This window comes from Microbacterium sp. p3-SID336, assembly GCF_025143365.1.
GTDB lineage: Bacteria > Actinomycetota > Actinomycetes > Actinomycetales > Microbacteriaceae > Microbacterium.
Genome location: NZ_JALXPE010000022.1, coordinates 52,291 through 58,872, shown reverse-complemented (window position 1 = coordinate 58,872; position 6,582 = coordinate 52,291). Strand labels below are relative to the sequence as shown.

Annotated in this window: 8 protein-coding genes; all 8 read right to left on the bottom strand. The window is 68.7% G+C overall.

What is annotated here, in order from left to right:
- Positions 1–14 precede the first annotated feature (14 nt).
- A complete protein-coding gene (locus M3C17_RS08490; protein WP_259977218.1) occupies positions 15–368 on the bottom strand; it encodes an RNA polymerase-binding protein RbpA in 354 nt (117 codons plus the stop codon).
- Entirely contained in the window at positions 368–616 is a 249-nt protein-coding gene (gene secG, locus M3C17_RS08485) for a preprotein translocase subunit SecG (RefSeq protein WP_101845144.1), read from the bottom strand. The genes M3C17_RS08490 and secG overlap by 1 nt, the downstream gene beginning before the upstream one ends.
- Before the next feature lie 81 nt (positions 617–697).
- The gene (gene tpiA, locus M3C17_RS08480; RefSeq protein ID WP_259977217.1) at positions 698–1,489 is read right to left on the bottom strand and encodes a triose-phosphate isomerase; all 792 of its coding nucleotides are present in this window, start codon (positions 1,487–1,489) and stop codon (positions 698–700) included.
- The gene (locus M3C17_RS08475; RefSeq protein WP_259977216.1) at positions 1,480–2,694 is read right to left on the bottom strand and encodes a phosphoglycerate kinase; all 1,215 of its coding nucleotides are present in this window, start codon (positions 2,692–2,694) and stop codon (positions 1,480–1,482) included. The genes tpiA and M3C17_RS08475 overlap by 10 nt, the downstream gene beginning before the upstream one ends.
- A 10-nt stretch (positions 2,695–2,704) precedes the next feature.
- Positions 2,705–3,715 carry a type I glyceraldehyde-3-phosphate dehydrogenase gene (gap, locus tag M3C17_RS08470; RefSeq protein WP_259977215.1) on the bottom strand — a complete coding sequence of 337 codons (1,011 nt, stop codon included), beginning with the start codon at positions 3,713–3,715 and terminating at the stop codon, positions 2,705–2,707.
- Positions 3,716–3,830: 115 nt separating this feature from the next.
- Positions 3,831–4,457 carry a superoxide dismutase gene (locus M3C17_RS08465; RefSeq protein ID WP_259977214.1) on the bottom strand — a complete coding sequence of 209 codons (627 nt, stop codon included), beginning with the start codon at positions 4,455–4,457 and terminating at the stop codon, positions 3,831–3,833.
- 187 nt (positions 4,458–4,644) lie between these two features.
- Positions 4,645–5,622 (bottom strand): DNA-binding protein WhiA, encoded by a 978-nt coding sequence (whiA, locus tag M3C17_RS08460; protein WP_259977213.1) that lies wholly within the window; start codon positions 5,620–5,622, stop codon positions 4,645–4,647.
- Positions 5,623–5,685: 63 nt separating this feature from the next.
- Positions 5,686–6,558, bottom strand: coding sequence for an RNase adapter RapZ (rapZ, locus tag M3C17_RS08455; protein WP_259977212.1), 873 nt, complete (start codon positions 6,556–6,558; stop codon positions 5,686–5,688).
- Between the last annotated feature and the right edge of the window lie 24 nt (positions 6,559–6,582).

Sequence of the window (6,582 nt, the reverse complement as noted above, 5' to 3'; positions counted from 1 at the left end):
ATGTCAGCGGGAGGTCACTGCCCCCGGCGCTCACGCAGCTGGGTGAGCGCATCCTCGAGGAGCTGGACGGCCTCCTCATCGGTACGACGCTCCTTCACGTACGCGAGGTGCGTCTTGTACGGCTCCGTCTTCGCGACAGCGGGAGGGTTCTCCTTGTCCCGACCGGCCGGGAGACCCGACTGCGGGTGATCGATGATCTCCGGGATCTCCTCCTCGGGCAGACCAGCCGCGAAGTACCGCACCGTCTCGTTGCCGAGCCCGTCCCAGTACGACACCGCGATGCGGTCGGCGTGGTAGCCGTGGTCCTGCTCGCCCATCGGGCCGGAACCCACCCGGGTCCCACGGATCGCGTTGCCACCGGTAGCCATCAGATCACCTCGAACTTCGTGATGAGGCCGAGCGCGACGATGGCGACGAACCAGGTCAGCGCGAGGACGACGGTGAAGCGGTTGAGGTTCCGCTCCGCGAGACCGGAGGAACCCACCGCAGTGGTCATCCCTCCGCCGAACATGTCGGAGAGGCCGCCACCGCGGCCCTTGTGCAGAAGGATGAGGAGGGTCAGCAGCACGCTGGTGATACCCAGCACGACCTGCAGGACGAACTCGAGAATTGCCACGAGAAAGAGCCTTTCGCTGGGGCCGGAGCGCCCCCGTAACGGTCAAGTATACGGTGCAGCGGGGCCGGAGCCCCGCCGCACTCACACGCCGACGTGCTTCTCGAAGCGGATGATGGCGGCGAACTCGTCGACCACCAGGCTTGCGCCACCGACCAGAGCGCCGTCCACGTCGGGCTCGCGCATGAAGCTCGCGATGTTCGCGGCCTTCACCGATCCGCCGTAGAGGATGCGCGTGCGCGCTGCGGCCTCGTCGCCGAGGACCTTCGCGATAACGCCACGGAGCGCCGCGCACACGTCCTGCGCCTGCCGCGGCGTCGCAGCCTGACCGGAGCCGATGGCCCACACCGGCTCATACGCCACGACGATGTCCGCCGACGGGGACACGCCCTGCAGCGCCGCCTCGAGCTGACCGGCCGGAACCGCGCTCGCGCCGAACTTCTCCAGGTCCTCCGCCGTCTCGCCGACGCAGATCACCGGCACCAGACCGTGCTTCAGCGAGGCCTTCACCTTCGCCGCCACGACCTCGTCCGACTCCGAGTGGTATTCACGCCGCTCGGAGTGGCCGATGATGACGTACTTCGCGTCGAGCTTCGCCAGGAACGCACCGGACACCTCGCCGGTGTACGCACCGGAGTCGTGTGCCGACACATCCTGCGCGCCGAAGGCGAACGGGATCTTGTCCGCGTCGATCAACGTCTGCACGCTGCGGATGTCGGTGAAGGGCGGGAACACCGCGACCTCGACCGAGCCGTCCTCGTGCTTCGCATCCTTCAGCGTCCAGTGCAGCTTCTGCACGAACGCGACCGCCTGCAGGTGGTCCAGGTTCATCTTCCAGTTGCCCGCGATCAGCGGGGTACGGGAGCTCACGCCCATCCGAGGACCTCCAGCCCAGGTAGTTTCTTGCCCTCGAGGAACTCGAGGCTTGCTCCGCCGCCGGTCGAGATGTGGCCGAAGCGGTCGTCCGCGAAGCCGAGCTGACGCACGGCCGCGGCCGAGTCTCCCCCGCCCACGACGCTCAGTCCCTGCACCTCGGTCAGCGCCTGCGCGACGGCCTTGGTGCCGGCGGCGAACGCCGGGAACTCGAACACGCCCATGGGCCCGTTCCAGAAGACCGTCGTCGAGGAGCGGATGACCTCGGCGAAGCGCGCCGCCGTCTCCGGACCGATGTCGAGCCCGATGCCGGCGGCGCCGAACGCGGTGTCCTCGATCGCGTCGGCCGCTGCGACCTCGTGCGCCGCGTCGGCCGAGAAGGACTCTGCGACCACCACGTCGGTGGGGAGCACGAGCTCCACGCCGCGCTCGGCGGCTTCGGCGATGTAGCCGCGAACCGTGTCGAGCTGGTCCTCTTCGAGGAGGCTCGACGCGACAGGATGGCCCTGTGCCTTGAGGAAGGTGAAGAGCATGCCGCCGCCCACGAGGATGCGATCCACGCGAGGCAGCAGGTGCGAGATGACTCCGAGCTTGTCGCTGACCTTCGACCCGCCGAGCACGACCGCGTAGGGACGCTCGGGGTTCTCCGTGAGCCGGTCGAGCACGTCGAGCTCCGCCGCGATCAGCAGGCCCGCCGCCGACGGCAGCAGCTGGGCGAGCTCGTAGACGCTGGCCTGCTTGCGGTGCACCACGCCGAAGCCGTCGGAGACGAGCACGTCACCGAGCTCCGCGAGCTGGGCGGCGAACGCCGACCGCTCGCCCTCGTCCTTCGAGGTCTCCCCCGGGTTGAAGCGGAGGTTCTCGATCACCACCACGCCGCCGTCCTCCAGCGAGGCCACTGCCTCCTTCGCGGACTCGCCGACCGTGTCGCGCGCGAACGCGACCGGCGCGCCGAGCAGCTCGGACAGACGCTGAGCCACCGGCTCGAGGCTGTACTGCGGGTCGGGAGCACCGTCGGGTCGCCCGAGGTGCGAGCACACGACGACACGGGCGCCGGCGTTGATGAGAGCGTTCAGAGTCGGCAACGAGGCCCGAACGCGGCCATCGTCCGTGATGACCCCGTCCCGCAGGGGGACATTGAGATCACAACGGACGATGACGCGCTTGCCCTCGAGCGACCCCAGGGAATCCAGGGTGCGCAGAGTCATGTGTCTGAGTTTAGAGGCGCTCGGCCACGTACTCGGTCAGGTCGACGAGACGGTTGGAGTAGCCCCACTCGTTGTCGTACCAGCTGGACACCTTGATCAGGTTGCCGCTCACGTTGGTGAGCGTCGAGTCGAAGATCGAGGAGTGCGGGTTGTGCACGATGTCGCTCGAGACGATCGGGTCCTCGTTGTACTGCAGGTAGCCGGCGAGGCGACCCTCGGCAGCGGCGGCGCGGTACGCCTCGTTGACCTCGTCGACCGTCAGGTTCTCGCGGTCGGTGATGAGGGTGAGGTCGACGATGGAGCCCGTGGGCACCGGCACGCGGTACGAGGAGCCGCTGAGCTTGCCGTTCAGCTCCGGCAGCACCAGGCCGATGGCCTTGGCGGCACCGGTCGACGCGGGCGTGATGTTGATCGCAGCGGCGCGGGCACGACGGAGGTCCTTGTGCGGGCCGTCCTGCAGGTTCTGGTCGGCCGTGTAGGCGTGGGCGGTCATCATGAAGCCGCGGTCGATGCCGAACGCGTCGTTGAAGACCTTCGCCAGCGGTGCCAGGCAGTTCGTGGTGCACGAGGCGTTGGAGATGATGTGGTCCGTCTCCGGGTTGTAGGTCTCCTCGTTGACGCCCATCACGATGGTGCGGTCGTCGCCCGTCGCCGGGGCCGAGATGAGGACCTTCTTCGCGCCCGCCTCGATGTGCTTGCGCGCCGCGTCGGCGTTGGTGAAGAAGCCGGTCGACTCGATCACGATGTCGACACCCAGCTCGCCCCACGGGAGGTTGGCGGGGTCGCGCTCCGCGAAGGCCTTGATCTGCTTGCCGTCGACGGTGATGCTGTCGTCGTCGTACGTGATCTGCGCGTCGAGGACGCCGCCGACCGAGTCGTACTTCAGCAGGTGTGCCAGGGTCTTGTTGTCGGTGAGGTCGTTGACCGCGACGATCTCAAGGTCTGCTCCCTGCGCGAGAGCCGCGCGGAAGTAGTTGCGTCCGATGCGGCCGAAGCCGTTGATACCGATCTTGACAGACACTCAGGTCTCCCTGTTTCTCATGCGTCTGGCGCCGCCGTCGAGCGTGCGCCATGCGCGGGTTTTTTGGCTGAGATGGCGCCCCGACGAGCCGTGGGCCCGCCGGGACGCGACCCGATTACGACAGTACCAGCAGGCCGTTCGTCTTCTCGCGGGCGACCTCGAAGCGCTGGGCGACGTTCTCCCAGTTGGCGATGTTCCACGCGGCCTTCACGTAGTCGGCCTTGACGTTGAGGTAGTCCAGGTAGAAGGCGTGCTCCCACATGTCCAGCTGGAACAGCGGCACCGTGCCCTGTGCCGTGTTGGACTGCTGGTCGAAGAGCTGCTGGATGATGAGACGTGCACCGATCGGGTCCCAGCTGAGCACCGCCCAACCAGAGCCCTGGATGCCGGTCGCGGCAGCCGTGAAGTGCGCCTGGAACTTCTCGAACGAGCCGAAGTACTCGTCGATCGCGGCCTTGAGCTCGCCCTCGGGCTGACCGCCGCCATTCGGCGAGAGGTTGGTCCAGAAGATCGAGTGGTTGACGTGGCCGCCGAGGTTGAAGGCGAGGTCCTTCTCGAGCTTGTTGACGTTCGCGAGGTTGCCGCTCTCGCGGGCCTCGGCGAGCTGCTCGAGCGCGGTGTTCGCACCGGCGACGTAGGTCGCGTGGTGCTTGTCGTGGTGCAGTTCCATGATCTTGCCGCTGATGTGCGGCTCGAGAGCTGCGAAGTCGTACGGGAGGTCGGGGAGCGTGTAGGTCGCCATATCGCTTTCATCCAATCCGCGCCGCGCCGCGGCGCTTGCCGATCCTCCGCGCCACCGAAGTGCGGCGTGGAGCGGACGTCTCTCATCCTACTGAGGACAACGCGAGCACGGTCCGGAACCTTCCTGCCGTTGACGAAGGCCCGCCACCCCGGTAGAGGTGACGGGCCATCGAGGCTTCAGGGCAGGGTCAGACGTCGAGTCCGGCGGGCACGGCCGCCTCCGTCCCCGGGACGCCCTCCTGCTGCGCGCGCTTGTCGGCCATCGCCAGCAGGCGGCGGATGCGGCCGGCGACGGCGTCCTTCGTCAGCGGCGGGTCGGCGTGATGACCGAGCTCGTCGAGGCTGGCGTCCCGGTGGGCGAGACGCAGCTCCCCCGCGACGCGCAGGTGGTCGGGGACGTCATCGGCGAGGATCTCCAGCGCGCGCTCCACGCGCGCGCACGCCGCGACGGCGGCCTGGGCGGAACGGCGCAGGTTCGCGTCGTCGAAGTTCACCAGACGATTGACCCCGGCGCGCACCTCGCGGCGCTGACGGAGCTCCTCCCAGGCGAGAGCGGTGCGCTGCGCGCCCATCTCGCTGAGGATCGTGCGGATGGCCTCACCCTCGCGCACCACGACGCGGGGCATGCCGCGCACCTCGCGTGCCTTGGCCGCCACGCCGAGTCGGTGGGCGGCGCCGACGAGGGCCATGGCAGCCTCCGAGGACGGGCAGGCGACCTCGAGCATCGCCGAGCGGCCGGGCTCGCTGAGGGTTCCTGCGGCGAGGAACGCACCCCGCCAGAGACCGGCGATCTCCGCACGCGATCCCGTGGTGAGCCGGTTCGGCAGGCCGCGCACCGGCCGACGCCGCTGGTCGAGCAGACCGGTCTGGCGGGCGAGCGTCTCGCCCTGGGCGATCACGCGCACCGCCCAGCGGGCGCCGTCGTTGGCCGTGCTGGACTGCACCTGAGCGATCTCGGGACGAACGCCGTAGATCTCCGCGAGATCCCTGGCCACGCGGCGGGCGAGCGTCTCCGCGTCGACCTCCGCCTCCACGGCCACGCGGCCGGCGATCGAATGCAGGCCACCGGCGAACCGGAGGATGGCCGTCACCTCCGCGACGCGCACCGTCGGGGGTGCATTGCGGATGCTGACGAGCTCAGCCTTGACGTCGGTGGTTAGTGCCACGAGACTCCTTCACGTTCACGCGCCGGGTCGCGACGCAAACCTCCAGCCTACTCGCCTGGGCGACTACTCCCTGCCGAGGTCGCGGTGCCGCACGTTGACCGCGACACCGGGGATCGCCGCCAATCGGCGCGCCAGCTCCTCCGACATCGCCACCGAGCGGTGCTTGCCACCCGTGCAGCCGATCGCGATCGTGGAGTGGCTCTTGTTCTCGCGCTGATACCCCTCGAGCACCGGGACGAGCGCCTTGGCGTACGCATCGAGGAACTCCGTGGCACCGTCGCGGGACAGCACGTACTCGCGCACGGTCTCGTCCTGGCCGGTCAGCCCGCGCAGCTCCTCGTTCCAGTATGGGTTCGGGAGGAACCGCATGTCGGCGACGAGGTCGACGTCCGTCGGCAGACCGTACTTGAAGCCGAAGCTGAGCAGCGTCACCCGATGGCGCGCCTCGCCCTCCTCGGAGAAGATGTCCGACACCTGCGTAGCGAGCTGATGGATGTTCAGCGACGAGGTGTCGATCACCAGATCGGCGGCCTCGCGGATGGGGGCGAGCCGCGTGCGCTCCGTGCGGATCCCGTCGAGCAGCGTGCCGTCGCCCTGGAGCGGATGCGGTCGGCGCACCGATTCGAAGCGGCGCACCAGCACGTCGTCGGAGGCGTCGAGGAAGAGGACCCTGATCTCACCGCGCGTGCGCAGGAGTCGGGCGACCCCGGGGAAGTCGTCGAAGAGGTTGCGACCCCGCACATCGACCACGGCGGCGACCTTCGGCAGCGAATCACCGCCCATTCCCGTGAGATCGAGCAGGGGCCGCAGGATCTGCGGCGGCAGGTTGTCGACGACATACCAGCCGAGGTCCTCCAGCGCATTCGCCGCCGTCGTCCGACCCGCGCCGGACATCCCGGTGACGATGAGGAACTCGCCCTTCTCCCCGTCAGTCATCGCTCAGTGCTCCTTCTCCCCCCT